The organism is Streptococcus ovis DSM 16829, from assembly GCF_000380125.1.
GTDB lineage: Bacteria > Bacillota > Bacilli > Lactobacillales > Streptococcaceae > Streptococcus > Streptococcus ovis.
In genome coordinates, this window is sequence record NZ_KB904562.1 from 232,284 (window position 1) to 250,178 (window position 17,895).

Sequence of the window (17,895 nt, forward strand, 5' to 3'; positions counted from 1 at the left end):
TATGTCAAAAGAATTAGTCAGTATTATTGATGTCCCTAAGCATGTTGGTGAAGAAGTAACGATTGGCGCATGGGTTGCCAACAAGTCTGGTAAAGGTAAAATTGCCTTCTTGCAACTCCGTGATGGCTCTGCCTTTTTCCAAGCAGTGGCCTTTAAACCAAACTTTATTGAGAAATTTGGTGAAGAAGAAGGAACAGCTAAGTTTGATGTCATCAAGCGTCTTAGCCAAGAGACTTCTGTCTATGTGACCGGTGTGGTCAAAGAAGATGAACGTTCAAAATTTGGCTACGAGCTTGATGTGACAAATCTTGAAGTAATTGGTGCATCTGAGGATTATCCGATTACACCAAAAGAACACGGCACAGACTTCTTGATGGACAACCGTCATCTTTGGTTGCGTTCACGCAAGCAAGTAGCTATCCAACAAGTGCGTAATGCCATCATTTACGCAACTTACGAATTCTTTGAAAAAAATGGCTTTATCAAGTTTGATAGCCCAATTCTTTCAGGCAATGCAGCAGAAGATTCAACAGAATTGTTTGAGACAGATTATTTCGGTCAACCAGCTTATTTGAGCCAATCTGGTCAGCTTTACTTGGAAGCAGGTGCGATGGCACTTGGTCGTGTCTTTGACTTTGGTCCTGTTTTCCGTGCTGAAAAATCTAAAACACGTCGTCACTTGACAGAATTTTGGATGATGGATGCGGAATATTCATTCCTATCACATGAGCAGTCTCTAGACCTCCAAGAAGCCTATGTCAAAGCCCTTATTCAAGGCGTTCTTGATCGTGCGCCACAAGCACTTGAAATCTTGGAGCGTGATGTAGAACTGCTTAAGAGCTACATTGACCAGCCTTTCAAACGTGTACCGTACGATGAAGCCATTGACCTGCTCCAAGCCCATGAAAATGATGCAGATACGGATTACGAGCACTTAGAACATGGAGATGACTTTGGTTCGCCACATGAAACATGGATTTCTAACTACTTTGGTGTACCAACCTTTGTGGTCAACTATCCAGCCAGCTTCAAGGCCTTTTACATGAAACCAGTACCTGGTAACCCAAAGCGCGTACTTTGTGCTGACTTGCTTGCACCAGAAGGATATGGTGAAATCATTGGTGGTTCCATGCGTGAAGATGATTACGATGCTCTTGTTGCCAAGATGGACGAACTTGGCATGGATAAGTCGGAATATGATTTCTACCTTGACCTCCGCAAATATGGCTCTGTCCCACACGGCGGATTTGGTATCGGTATCGAGCGTATGGTGACCTTTGTCTCTGGTACAAAACACATCCGTGAAGCCATTCCATTCCCACGTATGTTGCACCGTATCAAACCTTAATGAAATAATTATAAAACTGGAATCTATTTCCAGTTTTATTTTTTGCCTCGATAAAATGAGTCTCCATGAGTTTCATGGGGATTTTTAGTTCGTCTTATTTTTAGTAGATAAAAAAATCAGACAAAAAAGAGAAAAAATCAAAAAAATTTTACATTTTTTTTGAAAAAGTATCCAAGTGGCAATATGCTTGCTAGGCGATATGGTATAGTGAGGCTGACTAGTTTCTGGAAGGCTTGTTTGGGAAGTAAAACTCGTTTCTAAAATCCTTTCAGGGAATAGACTGCTATCAGATGAAGGAGGAAATGGCTAAATGCACTGGTTCACATAAAAAGAAAGAATAGACGTTACAGGTTTGAAGAGGATATTCCCTATCGTTGAGGGAAGGATTGTTTTGAAAGGCTTGGAATAGCCATAAATCAAGTTTTTAAAAAAGGAGTATGATATGAAACAAAGATTGATTCGAAATAGTTTCGCTGCACTAACAGTGGCTGCTGCGCTCTTCCTAGGAGTTCAAGCCAAGGCAGACACTGGCCTCTACCGCCTCTACCACTCTGGGCTCAAAGTCCATCTCTTTACCAAGGATACCAATGAGTACAAGGTCCTCGGACAACGTGGCTGGACGCAGGAAGGACTGGCTTGGAATACCGCTGACGACAAGGGAGAAATCGTCTACCGTCTGTATCATCCAGGACTCAAGGTTCACCTCTATACCAAGGACACAAATGAATACAAGGTACTTGGTCAGCGTGGTTGGCGACAAGAAGGTCCTGCCTATCGCTCATACGGAGAGTTGCCGATTTATCGCCTCTACCACCAAGGAATGAAAAAGCACCTCTATACACGAGATGCCTATGAATACAAGGTACTTGCCACACGTGGCTGGAGACAAGAAGGCGTTGCCTTCTATGGCTTGACTGAGCCAAGCAAGACTGTCCCACCGGTTGCCAAAACGACCACAAAGGTAGCTACAAAGGCGACAACCAAACCAGCCACTCAAAAACCAAACACCACTACGAAAGTAGCCATCAAACCTGTAACAAAGGCGACGACCAAATCTACAACCAAAGTCGTGACAAAGCCAACGACCAAAGTGACGACTAAAGCCACAACAGTAAAACCGAAACCAACAACAAAGCCTATTACAAAGCCAGTAACTAAGGCAACAACACTCACAACAAATCAGTCACAAGAGATATTAATCTCAGGAACTGCTATTGATTCTCAAGGAACTATTCTCAAAAATACAGAACTTACTCTTGAGAAAAATGGTAATAAAGTAGAGACTGTCAAAGTTCCTGATGATGCCTACCTCTATTTCCACACAGAAAAAAATCAAACATATACTTTGTCTGGACCTCGTTTTACAGTTTCATTTATTGCAAAAGGTGATAATGATATTCAAGTGATTACTAAGGAAGGCAACTTCCAGTTGGGGCGTCAAACGACGACTCCAAACGGGAATGTCACCCTCCAACCGTCAGCTGTTGAATTAAATAAAACACTATCATATCAAGTTAATGAGTCAGAAAAAGAGGTTGTAATACCTGCAAATCAGGAATTGCAAGCGGGAGATGACGTTATTCTACCCCCATCTGAACAATATCCAACTGGTTATGCTTTTGAAGTTGTTTCAACCACAACTAGTGACGGCCAAACAAAGATACAAACAAGAGAAACTTCATTTGATCAGTTAGTAAGATATGTGGACATAGTTAAAGAGCAAGATATTAGTGCTAGCCAATTTATACCAGCCCCAGGAGTATCTGTGATTTCGCAAGAAAATGCCGTTCAACAAATGGAAGGTTCAATTAGTGCGTCATATGGTGCTTCTTGTACTTATGCTATACAATATAAAACATTTGAATTTAGTATAGCACTAACTGGAGCAATTAAAGCAGGTATTGACTATGATATAACAGCATTAGCTGATACAGAGATTTTTATTTCGCCAAGTATTACTAGTACTGTAAAAATTAGTTCATCAAAGGAATTTGATAAAATTTCTGACCATGCGGAAAGAATACGTTTAGGAACTATTCCGATTAGTTTATATAATTCTATTAAAGTTGATGCAGAATTATTTGCGGTAATTAATCCAAATGGAACAGTTGAAATTTCTATTTCAACTGAATCAGAATTAAAAGGGGAGATAGGACTTAAACAGAAGAAACCATATGCAAGTTTTGATAGTACTTTATCTACTAGTTTAGAACTAGCATTAACTGGAGAACTTTCAACAGGTCTATCTTTAGAGTTTCAACCTGGTATTGCCCAGTTAGATATTGCAGCGTTTGATGTGACTGTTGATACGGGCATTCGTGGTGAACTTTCTACAAAACTAGTCAGAGAAAATTTTGGTGAACTGAAATGGGAGTATCTAACAGGAAAGGGGACATTATTTGCAAGAAGAAGTGCTGGTTACAAAGTTGATTTAGAACTTGGCAGTTTGGAAATTTTAAATTTGGAAGGTCGCTTTACAGATGAGCTACTATATGAACAAGAGTTAAAAACTACTCCTTCAGATAATCAGGGCAAAACAAGTTCGACCCTCGATTTTTCTGCTATGATAGCTGGCGATTATGCTAGTCTTGCTGGTACATGGAAAAATGCGAAAGGGGATGTCCTTGTCATTGATGCCAAAGGCAATGTGACAAATAAAGAGTCCAACCGAATTGAAATGAGAAACATTTCAGAAAATGGAGAAGGTTCAGGTATTTACATTGCAGGGATGTATGGAGCAAGTATCAGCATTCTTCCAGTGGGTGTGCCTTTGACAAATTTTGCTACTCCAGGAGAGGTCGATATTAGTGATACTTCTAAAGAAAGAATTTTTATTACACAATCATTCAGGACACCTGAAGAGGCGGCAAATGAGATGTATTACCGTCAAAAATAGTCTTCATCAAGCAATGAAGGCAGCTGCTTTCATCCAATATGGCTGTTTTAAGGAGTAAATGCCAATCATTCATTTGTGTTCGTACATAGTTGAGATATAATAGTGAGAGAGTAACGGAGGTTCTATGGTTCAAAAAGATAATAGTGGTAAGAGGCAGATGGCAATGTTGCTTCAGTTATTAGATGGTCAGAGGTTAAATAAAAAAGACTTGGAGTCACTGTATCATGTATCGCCTCGTACCATCCAAAATGATATTGCTCAAATTAAGCAGGTATTGGAAGAGTATATGACGCAGCGATATGATGTACTAGCAGAAGGCAAAGTACCAGAGGATATGTTGCGGAATCGCTATCAAGTGCAATTAGATAAGTCCAGTGGGCTGGGGGAGTATTTTGTCTGTGAAAATATTACCAAACTATCGAGTTTGAGGAGGCTGTTGTCTATTGATGAACGTGCGATTATCATTAAAATTTTGCTTGAAAGTCGTGCCTTATCAAAGGACGAAATGGTGACACTGGTTCAACGGATTGTGCAATTAGGGGAAGCTAGTCCATATCTGGAGGAAAGTATCCGCAATGAGGTATTTCTTTATCAAGGCGTCCCAAATAAGCAGATGATGAAGATTTTAGGGGTCATCTATCATGCGATTGAACAGCGATTGGAAATCAGTTTTGATTATACAAAAAACTTTGTCAAACACCATTTCCGAAAAATACCAGAACAAGTATACTTTCAGGACCTGTATTTCTATATGGTGTCTGAGCATCATACCAGCCAAGATGACCGTGATTTGAGTCAGTTGAATAAGTTTCGTATCAATAATATGGAAAATATTCAGGTACATAACAAAGGTCGAAGCTTGGATCTTCACAATCGTTTCCAAGCGGGAGAGCTTCGAAATCACTCTGGCATGTGGGGCTATTTTGGTAAGCCCATTACTCTTAGTATTGAATTTTACTATGACCCTGTTTACGTCTTAGACCGATTTCCAGGGGCAAAAATCATTTCTCAGCATTTTGATGAAACACTACAGCAAATGGTGAGTCGCATTGATATCCCGACAAATGATGGCTATGGCGTGAAGATGTGGCTCTTGATGCAGTCTGATCAGTTGAAAATCTTATCTCCAAAATCGGTTCGAGATTATGTGATTCAAAGTGCGCAGAATATGCTAGCCTATTATTCGGATGATGAGAAAAAATCTAAGGGTTGAATATCTTCACAAAATGGCGACAACAGACCGAGGTCGATAGTGTGTTTCAACCATCATGTAGTAGGAAAAAGACACTGCCGAGTGAGCAGCAGACGAGGACCAGATGCCATATATCGTCAGAAATTGAGCACTTTACAGGGTGCTCAATTTTCCAAAATTAGTTGTTGCAATTTTCAGAAAATTCTGTTATAGTATCATTTATACAGTTTTTGAGGTTCTTTTCTCAAAAATGACAATCATGTATTTTAGGAGGATATCAGATGGCAACAAATGTAATGGCAAATTATAGTTATGGCGAGGACTGTTTTCAAGAAATTCCAAATGTAATGGCCTCTTATCATGTAAAACGTGTTGTTTTAATTGGTGGGAAACGGGCTCTTGAAAGTTCAGCGGCTGAAGTAAAAGCCGTATTGGAGCAAGCTGGTATTCAAGTAACAGGTAGTTTTGTTTATGGGATTGATTCTACTCAATCCAATATTGACAAACTGGTTGCCACACCAGAAGTGCAAGAAGCAGATGCTATTTTCGGTTTTGGCGGGGGGAAAGCCATTGATACTGCCAAGGTAGTCGCAACGGAACTTGAAAAGGATATTTTTACATTTCCAACTATTTGTTCGAATTGCTCCGCCGGGACAGCGATTGCGGTTGTCTATAATGACGACCACTCCTTTTTAAAATATAGTTTGACGGTAGCGCCTCTCCATATCTTTATCAATACGCGTGTGATTGCTCATGCGCCTGAAAAATATTTTTGGGCTGGTATCGGGGATGGTATATCTAAGGCACCTGAAGTAGAGCGGGCAGTGAAAGAAGCTAAGAAGAATGGCCTCGACCATCTCCCGCATACAGCAGTTTTGGGGCAAGCTGTAGCCCTCTCATCCAAAGATGCCTTTTATGAATATGGTGCCCAAGGCTTGTCAGACGTTCGAAATCATCACGCTTCCCGAGCAGTTGAAGAGATTGCTCTTGATATTGTTGTATCAACGGGTTACGCTTCAAATTTGGTCAACCAACCAGACTTTTATTACAATTCCTGTCATGCCCATGCCTTTTATAATGGGACAACAGCAGTTGCGCGTGAAGGAGAGTACTTGCATGGTGTCGTTGTGTCATTTGGTGTTCTAGTTCTCCATGCTTATTTTGATGAGCAGGAAGAATTGGAACGTGTCGCACGATTCAACAAGAGCATAGGTTTGCCGACAACTCTAGCAGAAATTGGTTTGACGGATAAGGATATCCAAACGGTAGTCCAAGTGGCTCTGACTACGAATGAGTATAAGCATACGCCATTTGATCCAGACAGATTTGCAGAAGCCATTCGAGTGGCTGATCGTCTAGGTCAAAGTTTAACCTAAACAAGTGAGTAATCCCCATCTCCATTATGGGGATTTTTTGATATAATAAATAGTAAGAAAAGGAGGAGATTGATGAAAACGATTCAGACGGATAAAGCGCCTGCTGCGATTGGTCCATATGTACAGGGGAAAGTTGTAGGAAATCTCTTATTTGCTTCAGGACAGATACCGCTATCACCTGAAACTGGGGAAGTTGTTGGAAAGACTATACAGGAACAGACAGAGCAGGTCTTGAAAAACATCCAGGCTATTTTAACGGAGGCCGGGACGGATTTTGATCATGTGGTAAAAACGACCTGTTTCTTGAAAGATATGAATGATTTTGCTGCCTTCAATGAGGTTTATGCGACGGCATTTAAAGAGGAATTTCCAGCTCGCTCTGCGATTGAAGTGGCTCGCTTACCACGAGATGTTAACATTGAGATTGAAGTGATTGCTGTTGTTGAATAAGTAAGGACAGGTAAGCTATTGAAAGGAGAACAGATGGAAGATAAAATTCATCTTGTTGTTGTAACCGGGATGAGTGGAGCAGGAAAAACGGTTGCCATTCAGTCCTTTGAGGATTTAGGGTATTTTACAGTGGACAATATGCCTCCAACCCTTTTACCAAAATTTTTAGAATTGATTCGCCATAATCAAGATAACGATAAATTGGCAATTGTAGTGGATATGAGGAGTCGTTCCTTCTTTTCACAAATTCGTACGGTTTTAGATGAGATTGAGGCTGCAGATGATCTTGATTTCAAAATTCTGTTCCTAGATGCAACGGATAGTGAATTAGTAGCGCGCTATAAAGAAACGCGCCGTTCCCATCCCCTATCTGCAGATGGCCGTGTTCTGGACGGTATTCACTTGGAGCGGGAGTTATTAGCACCTTTAAAAAATATGAGTCAGAACGTCATTGATACAACGGAACTGACCCCTCGTCAATTGCGTAAGGCTATTTCTGAACAGTTTGCCAGCAATGACAATCAGCCATCTTTCCGCATTGAAGTCATGTCATTTGGCTTTAAATATGGGCTTCCACTGGATGCTGACCTTGTATTTGATGTGCGTTTCTTGCCAAATCCTTATTATCAAGTCGAACTACGGAATTTGACTGGTTTGGATGATGCAGTGTTCAACTATGTGATGGATCATGAAGAGTCAGAAGAATTTTACAAGCACCTGTTGGGCTTAATCGAGCCTATTTTGCCTGGTTATCAGAAAGAAGGAAAATCTGTCTTGACCATTGCAATTGGTTGTACAGGTGGACAACATAGAAGTGTTGCCTTTGCGAAGCGATTGGCAGATGATTTGGAAAAAAATTGGATTGTCAATAGGAGCCATCGTGATAAAGACAAGCGTAAGGAGACGGTCAATCGCTCATGAGAAAGCCTAAAATAACGATTATTGGTGGTGGAACAGGGATTCCTGTCATTTTGAAGAGTCTTCGGGACAAGGATGTGGAGATTACAGCCATTGTGACGGTAGCAGACGACGGCGGATCTTCCGGTGAGATTCGTCAAGCGCTCCAAGTCACGCCTCCCGGGGATTTGCGAAATGTCCTTTTAGCGATGAGTGATATGCCCAAGTTGTACGAGCGGATTTTCCAATACCGTTTTGCAGAGACGGATGGTGCTTTGGCAGGTCATCCCTTAGGGAATCTGTTAATTGCAGGGATTTCAGAGATGCAGGGTTCGACTTATAATGCCATGCAACTCTTGTCCAAGTTTTTCCATACAACAGGTAAAATTTATCCATCAAGCGAGAATGCCCTGACCTTGCATGCAATTTTCAAAGATGGTCATGAGGTTGTTGGCGAAAGTAAAATTGCGGGTTATTCAGGCTTGATTGACCACGTATATGTGACGAATTCCTATAATGATGATGAGCCGACAGCTAGTCGTAAGGTGGTCGATAGTATTTTAGAAAGTGACATGATTGTCTTGGGACCAGGTTCACTCTTTACCTCTATTTTGCCAAATTTGATGATTTCTGAAATTGGTCAAGCCCTTCGCCAGACAAAAGCAGAAGTGACATATGTCTGCAATATCATGACCCAGCGGGGAGAAACGGAATTTTTCTCAGATTGTGATCATGTACGCGTGCTCAATGAGCATCTAGGTGAAGATGTGATTGATACTGTTTTGGTGAATATCGAACCCGTACCACAGGATTACATGGATACGCATCAATTTGATGAATATTTGGTGCAGGTAAAGCATGATTTTTCTGGATTGCAGGAGAGAGTCAAGCGTGTGATTTCCTCTAATTTTCTTCGATTGGAAAATGGTGGAGCTTTTCATGATGGGGATTTTGTAGTAGAAGAACTGCTCAAGATTATCAAGGTGCGGTCATGAGTTTTACAGTTCAAGTAAAGGAAGAATTGCTAGCCCAAGGACAGATGGCTAAGACGGAATTGGCAGCGATTATCAAATTGTCAGGGAGTATTGGGCTGTCCTCTAACGGATTGACGTTATCAATTTCGACTGAGAATGCCAAGATTGCCCGCCACATTTATGAGATGATTTGGCATTTTTATGGTCTCAAGGCAGACATTCGTCACCATCAGAAAACGAATCTGAGGAAAAATCGTGTTTATACTGTATTTTTAGATACAGGTGTGAATGAAATTTTGGACAAGCTGTATCTAGCGGATTCCTTTTTTGGAATGGAAACAGGGATTGCACCAGCGATTTCAGAAAACGATGCGCGTGCGCAAGCCTATTTGAGAGGGGCTTTTTTAGCCAGTGGATCGATTAAAGACCCTGAAAAAGGACGTTACCAGTTAGAAATTGCTTCTGTATACAGTGACCATGCTCATGACTTGGCAGCACTCTTACAGAAATTTTTGCTGGATGCAAAAGTGATTGAGCGCTCTAAAGGGACGATTACCTATTTGCAACGAGCAGAAGATATTATGGATTTTTTGCTAGTGATTGGTGCGGAAAATGCTAAGGTAGAATTTGAAAATGTTAAAATTTTACGAGAAGCACGAAATGATATCAATCGGGCCAATAATGCCGAAACAGCTAATATTGCTAGAACCGTCACAGCAAGTATGAAAACGATCAATAATATCGCTAAAATCATCGATACGATTGGCTTAGACCAGTTGCCTGCTGATTTACAGGAAGTGGCGCAACTGCGTGTCCATCATCCAGATTATTCGATTCAACAATTGGCAGATAGCCTGACACATCCTATTACCAAAAGCGGGGTCAATCATCGCCTTCGGAAAATCAATAAAATTGCGGAAGAATTGTAGAGAAAATACTTTACAAGCACCAGCCTATTTGCTAAAATAATAAGAGTGTGTAATGGACGCACAAAAATACAGTTTATCCGCTGGGTTTAAAAGCACCTAAGATTGACAAAGATAGGAGAAAATAAATGAATCCATTGATCCAAAGTTTGACAGAAGGTCAACTTCGTACTGATATTCCATCATTCCGTCCTGGTGACACTGTCCGCGTTCACGCGAAAGTTGTCGAAGGAAACCGCGAACGTATCCAGGTTTTCGAGGGTGTTGTAATCTCTCGTAAAGGCCAAGGCATTTCAGAAATGTACACAGTTCGTAAAATTTCTGGCGGTATCGGTGTGGAACGTACATTCCCAATCCACACTCCACGTGTTGACAAGATTGAAGTCGTACGTTACGGTAAAGTACGTCGTGCGAAATTGTACTACTTGCGTGCGCTTCAAGGTAAAGCAGCTCGTATCAAAGAAATCCGTCGGTAATTAGGATACAAAAGGCGTGAAGAAATCCGTATGAAAATAGGAAATTAGTTGAAAATCAAAGATTTTCTAGCTAATTTATCTTTTTCACTAGGATTTTAGCCTGTGTTCAACTACGGTGAAAAAGTTCTGTTTGCAAACAGAACTTTTTCTTTTTTTACACCGCTCGTTGGCTGTGCTCGATTCGGGTTCCGAGGTTCTCGGATAAGTTTTTGGCATGTTTTCACTATAGTATTGAAGGTTCTGTTCCAAGTAGGACTGTTTCATTTTGTTAAATATTCATAAAGTAATTGTAAAATTCTACTGATTTTATAGTATTTTACATGTTAAATACTGTATAATATAATGTAAAAAGTGAGGGTGCATCATGTTAGAAGAAAAAAAGATTCCATCGGTGTTGTCAGATTTGAGACAAGAAATCATTGAAGTCCCGAATGCCATCCAAGAATGTTCCGGTATTCGGATTTACGGCCGTGTCATCCGTTCGATTTTGTTTTCAACAGATGTTGCGATTATTGCGAATCATAATGCGGATGCTGTCTTGGCGGTGTACCCATTTACTCCTCATCCAGCTATTTTAAAAAGTATTATGCAGGTGGCTTCTGTTCCTGTACTAGCAGGTGTAGGCGGTGGTTTGACCAAAGGGACGCGCTCAGCCAACATGAGCCTTTTTTCGGAATCAGAGGGAGCGATGGCGGTAGTTGTGAATGGCCCAACAAATGTTCAAACGATTGAGAAGATTGAACAGATGATTGATATCCCCATCATTTATACTGTTGTTTCGGAGAAGGTGGATTTAGATGCTCGAATTGCGGCAGGAGTAGATATTTTAAATGTGAGCTGTGGACCAGACACGAGTGTTGTAGTCCGTAACATTCGGAAATCTTATCCAGACTTTCCAATTATTGCGACAGGGGGGCCGACTGAAGAAAGTATTCGTGAGGTGATTGCTGCGGGCGCGAATGCTGTGACCTATACACCACCTAGCAATGGGGACTTGTTTAAAGAAAAAATGAAAAAATACCGCCAGCAGTTACATCAGTAGGCATTTCATCTACTTTTTTCTTGAATTTTTCTTTGGAATAAGGTAGTATGGAAAGTGTCTCTTCCCTTAGTTAAATGGATATAACAAATTCCTCCTAAGAATTAGTTGCAGGTTCGATTCCTGCAGGGGAGATATTTCAAAACATAAAGAAAAGTAAATTATTGGTATAATGGCAATCGTCACAATTTGATTTTTAAAAAATACTTTAGATTTTTTAAACTTTTTGACCAATCACTGACCATATTTTGTCCAGGCATGGTTATTTTGATCAAAAATAATAATAATATTGAATATGAAATAGAGAATGTTATGGAATATAATGTTTTTTATTTTGCAGTTGATAATATTAAAAAAATAGTTTTGATTGAAATGTATTATAATTTGATTATTTTGTTTAAATGCGTTATAATTGATTTACAAATGTAAAAGGAGTGTATAACAAATGGCTACAAAAGTTTTTTCAAAGCGAGTTGATTCAAGATTGCTAGATAATGTGTCGGAGATATATGCTTCTTTAGGTACTAGTACTCAAGAGGCGTTTGTGATGTTTCTTAAGAAAAGTCAAGAAGTCGGAGGCTTACCATTTGAATTGCGTAAGCAAGTTGATATTACGGATTTTGATAATGACGGAAAATATATTACCGATGAAAGAATAGCGATGGCAAAAAAACGTATTGGAAGTTACGATGAAAAGCGTGCTATTGATTTTGATAGAAGTAATCCAGAACATATGAAATGGTTATTTGAGGAATAGGAAGGTATAAATGGCAGAAATAAGTGAATTTGACATTCTTATATCTTATATTGAGTATGCGGATGGTTCTGGTGGTAAGACAAGACCTATTGTCGTTACAAAAGTAAATGAAGATACAATAGTTGTTCGTAGGATTACGAGTAAATTTTTTAATAAGTCGGCACATATTCAACAAAAATACTATGAGATTAAAGATTGGAAGCGAGCAAACCTTAATAAGCCTTCATGGGTCGATATAAAACCACCTATGCGTATGGATAAAGATGAGTTTGTGATTAGTATTGTTGGTCATTTAACAAAGCGTGATATAGATGGCTTGTTAAGATTTTTAGAAGAAAAAGGAGAACTATAAAATGAAAAAAAATGTTTATTTTTTGGTAGGATTATTTACAGCAGTAATATTAAGTGCTTGTTCGACTTCTAAAGCTGGGGAACTTGAGGGAAAATATTATTCTATTAGTGATGTAGATGCCAGTTTAGCAATGACGATTACAGCTGAAGGGGGCGGTAGTATAGGTCGTTTTGCTATTACAGAAGTTGATCCTGAAAAAGGTCAGGTGGCATTTTCAAGTGATTTGGGGGAGGTAACTCGTAATTTGGAATATAAGGATGGTAAAGTAAAAGATCCAATATATGAATATGATATTTATAAAAAGGGAACGAAGGCTTTTGATAAAGCAATGAAGAAGTATGGTTATACAGAAGAAGATTTGACTGATTAAAGTTATATAAGAAAAGGCTAGAAAATTCTAGCCTTTTTCTTCTAATTCTTGTAATACTGTAATTACATTTTCTTCTATAGCTATTTCCCAAGGTCTGATTTCTTCACGGGGTAGAACATAGTCAAAAATCTGACCATTTTTTCTAACAATCATGACAGTTTGGCCTTTAATAAAACCTTTGTCTATTGCTTCTTTAAATTCATCGTAAGTCATCATAAAAATCCTTCTCACCTTAATTATTCGTAAAGGATTTAGAAAATGAGGTTGAAAAGATAATTTTTTGCAATTTTTTTAGCTTCTATTTGTGATAACTTATCAGTTTTGTAGAGATAGTGGATTGATTTTCCAAAATCAAAATAAACTCCTGATGATAAATTTGGGTGATGTTGCAATACTTTTTGGATAAAGTGCTGGTCTAATATTTCGTCACAGTCCAGATTGCTTATAAAGTCATTTTCTTTAAGCAAACCTTTCGCAAATTCCAATGGATCGATCTGAATTGCTTTAAAATCTGAAATAATAGGCTCTTCTATTTCTCTTAGTAGTGTGAGTAATCGTTCTTTAGCAGGTGTATTGGCTCTGTAGCTGGTTATAAGGCCTTTTGCGTTTGGATAGGGTAGATTAGTGTATGATTGTATAAAATGTGTTAAACGGACTTCTAGGGCTTTGTTAGATACTTGTAGTTGCTCTTGTAATTGTTGGTAACTTAATTTTTGATAGAGTATTTTGGTGATTAGTATAATATCAGGTGAAAGTACCAGGGATGCAAAATAATCAGCTTCTAGTTCTTGTTGGTCTTTGCTATTTACTCGTTCTGCGAAAACTGATCCTTCATGTTGGAGAATTAAGTGGCCAATTTCGTGGCACTTAGTAAAATTTTGTCTACTTTGAATGCTATTTGCTTCATAGGATATAGAAATACCTTTCTCATCAATCATGGTAACTCCTAGAATTAGGTTGTTATCAAAATGGTGCGGAAAGGTTTTTATTTTATGTTTGGATGTGATGTATTGAAAGTAATCATTGAAAGTATATGTTGTAAGTTGTACTGCGTTTGTTTTGATGAAGCTGTAAATTTCTTTATGAGCAATTTTAGATACAGATTGATAGATAGGATTCATTCGCTATCTTCCTCAAATACTTTTTTCCGTTGTTCAATAAAATTGATTATATCTTTTTGAAATTGTTCTTCTTGTTCTTTTGTAAGTTTCATATCAGAAACAGCTTGACGGAAAAAGAGTTCTGGTTTAGTAGCTTCTTTTGTGTTTGAATTACCTAATAAATAGTCAGGAGTGGTATTCAAAATATCAGCTAATTTTTCAATAGTAGGAAATAGAGGCTCTCTATTTCCATTTTCCCAGTTAGAGTATGAATTTTGGGCAACATTTAATTTTTGAGCTAGCTCTTTTTGTGTAAGACCAGCTTCTAATCGTAGTTCTTTTAAACGTTTAGTGAACATAGTTTTAGCCTTTCAAAAAAATATTTTTAAAAATTTAAAGAAAAAGGGTTGACGAGAATATCCCATTGTGATATTATGTAAATATCTCAACGAGATATAGGGTTATAAAATAAAAGCGAGGATAGTATAACAAAAATAATAAAAAATGTTTACTAAAAATTTAAGAGAACAACGTATAAAAACAGGTTTAACACAGAAACAGGTTGCTGAAGAGTTAGGCACTAAACAACAAAATTATATGAGGTGGGAAACAGGAAAGAACTCTCCAACTCTTATAACTTTAGAGAAACTAGCTAAGTTTTTCAATATCACTGTTTCTGAACTTGTATCAGAAAAGACAGAAGAAAGCGAAAATTAGTCTTTTTTATCAGTAGAAGCCCATTTTCCATTATTCAATAGAATATTCTGTGTCATTTTTCTTTCTGAATAATGTTTAAGATAAGTTTTGGTAAAAGATTCAACGTGCATTTTGAATGTTTCAATTTCTTCTTGAGTCAACGGTTGATCCAAATAATCTATATATTCAGCATTAAAAATATCGTCGATACTAAAAATGTTATTGAATACTAATTTTGAAATAGGAATATCAAATACTTCTGCGATTTTTTCAATGGTTCGCAAAGTTGGAGACATTTTCCCGGTTTCCCATTTCATGTAGGTCTGTTGAGAAGTTCCTAGAGTTTCAGCTAATTCTTTTTGAGTTAAGTTATACTTCAAACGAAGTTCTTTAAGATTTTTGGTAAACATAATGACCTTTCAAAAAATTTAAAAAAATAACAAAAAATCATTGACAAACATCCGGAACGATGTTATCATATATTTAACATCGGATGAGATGTCGAAAAGTTCTTATAGTTTATAGGAAGACAGAAGATGGAAGGTAGAGAAAATAAATTAAATTTTCTAAGCGAGTTAATTAAAGCAAAAAGACAAGGAGATTTTACAGAGTATCTTTTAGAAGAATAAATTTTTCAATGTGATATTTCAATTCTGCATAGGCATTTGAAAAATCTTGATAAATTTGTTCATTCATAAATTTCTCCTTTAATGGTTAAAACCATGGAGCAAAAAGTCTTCGCTTTGTTTCATGCTTCTAGCTATTAAAAGCTAGACTAGTATTTCTATTAATGAACTATGTATAAGTCAGGATAATATTTCTTAGGATAAAGTGATTGTAACAAAAACAATTTATCTTTGGCTGTTGTCCACTTATTCAGGGGAAGTACAATAATAAAATGTTTCATGTTAGGATATGTTTCTTTTATTAAAACTTCCTTTTTAGGCAATGATGAGAAAGAAGTTGCTTTGTTAATGTGGTTAGTAAACTTTCTTTCTTTGCCTACTTTGTAGATAAAATCAATGTAGTTGAAAGTAAAATGTCTTCTAACTTCTATATAAACAATTGGTTCAGTTGTTTTGATTTTGTAGGAATGAAGCAAATGTTTCTTTTTTCTCTTAATAGATTTCTGAGTGATGGTTTTAGTTTTTCCGAACTTATCATCATAGTATAGTTTACCTACGAGGTGTTTAACTTTATTGTTCAATGCTAACATAAAAGAACTCCTTTTAAAAACGTTTTTTAATTGTAACTGATTTAACTTTAAGAAATTAAGTCAGTTAGAGTTAATAAACTCTAAACTAACAAAATTCTATAAGAATATTAAAAATCCAAAGTGTTTATACATTTAGTACTTAATTTTTACAAACTATCATTACAAATGAAAAGATGATGATAGCTTTGTGAGATTGAGGACTTTAAAGAATGATAAAGTGAGCTTTTGTGGTTTAGTAATACTCTTTATGAATGTTAGTAAGAACATTGAAAACAATAAATAAAAAGTACGTCAGACAACCTACTTGGTTAGTAGCCATCCAACGCACAAGTTGTAGCAAACTTATTATACGTTGAAAAGGCTAAAAAGTCAAGTTATGTATGATAAGCTAAGGTTGGTGTTCCAGACCTGTGTTGAGCAAAGAGTGGAAAACTGCTAGCGTGCAAGCGTTGGAGAAAGCGATTAGTGGAAGCAGAGAGAGATGTGAAAGCTATGGTGCTTTGGGCGGTCTACGGATTCTTAGAATGATCTGTTACGGGAATTACAAGGCTTATTTGTTATGTCTTGTAATAGTATGCGAAGATACGAGCATACATTTTTAGAGTAAAGTAAAGGCTTCACAATTTGAGATCATATTGTGAGGCCTTTTTTATTTTAACAAAGCAATGATCATCAACAGGTATCGTTGCTTTCTTAAAGTAAGGAAATAGGAAAAAAGGAGTAATAAATGTTAGTAAGTATTGTTGGAATGGTAATTTCATTGATTTCATTTTGTGTGATTTTATTTTCAGATGGAAATAAAATTGAAGGAAAGAAATGGATATATTTTGGTGGAGGTATTGCTTGTTGCAATTTAGGCTGGTTTGTGTGTATGAGTTTGTTTTGAGGTAGTATGAATGGAAGTAAGAAAAGATATAGGTGATAGTGTTTATTTAGGTTGTTTATTATCTGTAAATGGTATGAATGCAGTCAATTATTATAAGACTGCAGGTGGTTTTTTGTTTGAGTTTTTATCTGAAGGAGATAACTTTTTTGTACCTGGAATAGTTTCTGTAGGCATTCATGAAATGGTTGCTTTTTTGAATTTGTTTTTGAAGTTTAGTCAAAATACAGAGGTTGAAGCAGGACAAGAGTTATTGCCGACTATCATTAAAGAATTAGAAAGGGGTAAAATAAATGATTTATGATGTAGTGGCTCTTATGCAGGAAAAGAGGATGAAAACTCTTGAAGACCAGAAAGAGTTAAGAAAAACTGAAAAACAAAGTCAGTTGGAAAGAGAAGAAAAGTTGCTACAAGAGATTGTCAATAAATTAGAGCAACAAGATTTTCTTATCAGTGAAAATGTTGCTTTTTTATTTTTTGAAGGAATAAATCCAACACTTGATTTCAGAAAGATAAATGAAGTAGTAAGACCTTATAATCTTTGTGTTATGGAAGTAGAAAGAACCTTTTTGTTTATCGGAAATGGGAAACCAACATATTGTTTACCTCTTTTTCCTATTGATTGGTATGTGCGTAAGTATTTCTTTTCTGAAGTAGTTAATTCATTGTATGATGCAAATGAGTTTAGTAATGTGATACATTGTTACGTGGCAACTGCATTTGAAAATAGTTTTTTAAGTGATGGGGCTAATGCAGAATTTGGTTTTCAACAATTTTTGATTTCGGATAGAGGACGAAAGTATTCTAAACTTTTTAAAAGAGGTATACGTTCATTTCTACCTTTTGTAAATTATGATGTAAGGGATTATTTAGTAGATATGGAGATACACTATAATTTACAGTTAAAGTCGAAGAAGTAGGTGTGATTATTGAATTGTCTATTTTAG

General features: G+C 37.3%; 22 protein-coding genes and 1 tRNA gene. 18 read left to right on the forward strand and 5 right to left on the reverse strand.

All coding sequences use genetic code 11. From position 1 onward, the window contains the following. The first annotated feature begins 1 nt into the window (after nucleotide 1). The 14 genes from asnS to A3I9_RS0101250 all read left to right on the forward strand — a co-directional run bounded on the left by asnS (nucleotide 2) and on the right by A3I9_RS0101250 (nucleotide 13,053). Nucleotides 2-1,348, forward strand: coding sequence for an asparagine--tRNA ligase (gene asnS / locus A3I9_RS0101180; RefSeq protein ID WP_018377256.1), 1,347 nt, complete (start codon nucleotides 2-4; stop codon nucleotides 1,346-1,348). Between the two features lie 442 nt (nucleotides 1,349-1,790). After that, nucleotides 1,791-4,244 (forward strand): DUF6287 domain-containing protein, encoded by a 2,454-nt coding sequence (locus tag A3I9_RS12955; protein ID WP_018377257.1) that lies wholly within the window; start codon nucleotides 1,791-1,793, stop codon nucleotides 4,242-4,244. Between the two features lie 124 nt (nucleotides 4,245-4,368). After that, the gene (locus tag A3I9_RS0101190) at nucleotides 4,369-5,457 is read left to right on the forward strand and encodes a helix-turn-helix transcriptional regulator (RefSeq protein WP_018377258.1); all 1,089 of its coding nucleotides are present in this window, start codon (nucleotides 4,369-4,371) and stop codon (nucleotides 5,455-5,457) included. 260 nt (nucleotides 5,458-5,717) lie between these two features. Then, nucleotides 5,718-6,812 (forward strand): iron-containing alcohol dehydrogenase family protein, encoded by a 1,095-nt coding sequence (locus A3I9_RS0101195; RefSeq protein WP_018377259.1) that lies wholly within the window; start codon nucleotides 5,718-5,720, stop codon nucleotides 6,810-6,812. 69 nt (nucleotides 6,813-6,881) lie between these two features. Further along, nucleotides 6,882-7,262 (forward strand): RidA family protein, encoded by a 381-nt coding sequence (locus tag A3I9_RS0101200; protein WP_026217278.1) that lies wholly within the window; start codon nucleotides 6,882-6,884, stop codon nucleotides 7,260-7,262. 33 nt (nucleotides 7,263-7,295) lie between these two features. Further along, nucleotides 7,296-8,183 carry an RNase adapter RapZ gene (gene rapZ, locus A3I9_RS0101205; RefSeq protein ID WP_018377261.1) on the forward strand — a complete coding sequence of 296 codons (888 nt, stop codon included), beginning with the start codon at nucleotides 7,296-7,298 and terminating at the stop codon, nucleotides 8,181-8,183. Beyond that, on the forward strand, nucleotides 8,180-9,154 hold the full coding sequence (locus tag A3I9_RS0101210; RefSeq protein ID WP_018377262.1) for a YvcK family protein: 975 nt from the start codon (nucleotides 8,180-8,182) through the stop codon (nucleotides 9,152-9,154). The genes rapZ and A3I9_RS0101210 overlap by 4 nt, the downstream gene beginning before the upstream one ends. Beyond that, complete coding sequence (gene whiA / locus A3I9_RS0101215; protein ID WP_018377263.1) at nucleotides 9,151-10,062, forward strand: DNA-binding protein WhiA; 912 nt, start codon at nucleotides 9,151-9,153, stop codon at nucleotides 10,060-10,062. Before A3I9_RS0101210 ends, whiA begins: the two co-directional genes overlap by 4 nt. A gap of 125 nt (nucleotides 10,063-10,187) precedes the next feature. Then, nucleotides 10,188-10,535 (forward strand): 50S ribosomal protein L19, encoded by a 348-nt coding sequence (rplS, locus tag A3I9_RS0101220; RefSeq protein WP_018374814.1) that lies wholly within the window; start codon nucleotides 10,188-10,190, stop codon nucleotides 10,533-10,535. A 364-nt stretch (nucleotides 10,536-10,899) separates the two neighbouring features. Next, nucleotides 10,900-11,577 (forward strand): beta/alpha barrel domain-containing protein, encoded by a 678-nt coding sequence (locus A3I9_RS0101225; RefSeq protein ID WP_018377264.1) that lies wholly within the window; start codon nucleotides 10,900-10,902, stop codon nucleotides 11,575-11,577. 60 nt (nucleotides 11,578-11,637) lie between these two features. Further along, nucleotides 11,638-11,709 (forward strand) — tRNA-Arg (locus A3I9_RS0101230). Between the two features lie 310 nt (nucleotides 11,710-12,019). Further along, nucleotides 12,020-12,331, forward strand: a complete 312-nt coding sequence (locus A3I9_RS13670; protein ID WP_018377266.1) for a hypothetical protein — start codon at nucleotides 12,020-12,022, stop codon at nucleotides 12,329-12,331. Nucleotides 12,332-12,341: 10 nt separating this feature from the next. Then, nucleotides 12,342-12,683, forward strand: coding sequence for a hypothetical protein (locus A3I9_RS0101245; protein WP_018377267.1), 342 nt, complete (start codon nucleotides 12,342-12,344; stop codon nucleotides 12,681-12,683). Between the two features lies 1 nt (nucleotide 12,684). Next, nucleotides 12,685-13,053, forward strand: coding sequence for a hypothetical protein (locus A3I9_RS0101250; protein WP_018377268.1), 369 nt, complete (start codon nucleotides 12,685-12,687; stop codon nucleotides 13,051-13,053). Nucleotides 13,054-13,080: 27 nt separating this feature from the next. Here A3I9_RS0101250 and A3I9_RS0101255 read toward each other — a convergent pair whose 3' ends face one another. The 3 genes from A3I9_RS0101255 to A3I9_RS0101265 are packed head-to-tail and all read right to left on the reverse strand — an operon-like array spanning nucleotide 13,081 to nucleotide 14,512. Beyond that, nucleotides 13,081-13,269, reverse strand: a complete 189-nt coding sequence (locus A3I9_RS0101255; RefSeq protein ID WP_018377269.1) for a competence regulator inhibitor paratox — start codon at nucleotides 13,267-13,269, stop codon at nucleotides 13,081-13,083. Nucleotides 13,270-13,304: 35 nt separating this feature from the next. Next, nucleotides 13,305-14,174: an ImmA/IrrE family metallo-endopeptidase gene (locus A3I9_RS0101260; protein WP_018377270.1), complete on the reverse strand. Its 870-nt coding sequence runs from the start codon at nucleotides 14,172-14,174 to the stop codon at nucleotides 13,305-13,307. Next, nucleotides 14,171-14,512 (reverse strand): helix-turn-helix domain-containing protein, encoded by a 342-nt coding sequence (locus tag A3I9_RS0101265; RefSeq protein ID WP_018377271.1) that lies wholly within the window; start codon nucleotides 14,510-14,512, stop codon nucleotides 14,171-14,173. Before A3I9_RS0101265 ends, A3I9_RS0101260 begins: the two co-directional genes overlap by 4 nt. Nucleotides 14,513-14,657: 145 nt before the next feature. Here A3I9_RS0101265 and A3I9_RS12340 point away from each other — a divergent pair, with 145 nt between their 5' ends. Then, nucleotides 14,658-14,870 (forward strand): helix-turn-helix domain-containing protein, encoded by a 213-nt coding sequence (locus A3I9_RS12340; RefSeq protein ID WP_018377272.1) that lies wholly within the window; start codon nucleotides 14,658-14,660, stop codon nucleotides 14,868-14,870. Here A3I9_RS12340 and A3I9_RS12345 read toward each other — a convergent pair. Beyond that, nucleotides 14,867-15,259 (reverse strand): helix-turn-helix domain-containing protein, encoded by a 393-nt coding sequence (locus A3I9_RS12345; protein ID WP_018377273.1) that lies wholly within the window; start codon nucleotides 15,257-15,259, stop codon nucleotides 14,867-14,869. The two genes, A3I9_RS12340 and A3I9_RS12345, sit on opposite strands and share 4 nt — an antisense overlap. Nucleotides 15,260-15,636: 377 nt before the next feature. Beyond that, entirely contained in the window at nucleotides 15,637-16,065 is a 429-nt protein-coding gene (locus A3I9_RS0101285) for a hypothetical protein (protein WP_018377275.1), read from the reverse strand. Between the two features lie 727 nt (nucleotides 16,066-16,792). Here A3I9_RS0101285 and A3I9_RS13320 point away from each other — a divergent pair. The 3 genes from A3I9_RS13320 to A3I9_RS0101300 are packed head-to-tail and all read left to right on the forward strand — an operon-like array spanning nucleotide 16,793 to nucleotide 17,868. After that, on the forward strand, nucleotides 16,793-16,951 hold the full coding sequence (locus A3I9_RS13320) for a hypothetical protein (RefSeq protein ID WP_018377276.1): 159 nt from the start codon (nucleotides 16,793-16,795) through the stop codon (nucleotides 16,949-16,951). A 10-nt stretch (nucleotides 16,952-16,961) separates the two neighbouring features. Further along, entirely contained in the window at nucleotides 16,962-17,252 is a 291-nt protein-coding gene (locus A3I9_RS0101295) for a hypothetical protein (protein ID WP_018377277.1), read from the forward strand. Then, a complete protein-coding gene (locus A3I9_RS0101300) occupies nucleotides 17,242-17,868 on the forward strand; it encodes a hypothetical protein (protein WP_018377278.1) in 627 nt (208 codons plus the stop codon). Before A3I9_RS0101295 ends, A3I9_RS0101300 begins: the two co-directional genes overlap by 11 nt. Nucleotides 17,869-17,895: the final 27 nt, after the last annotated feature.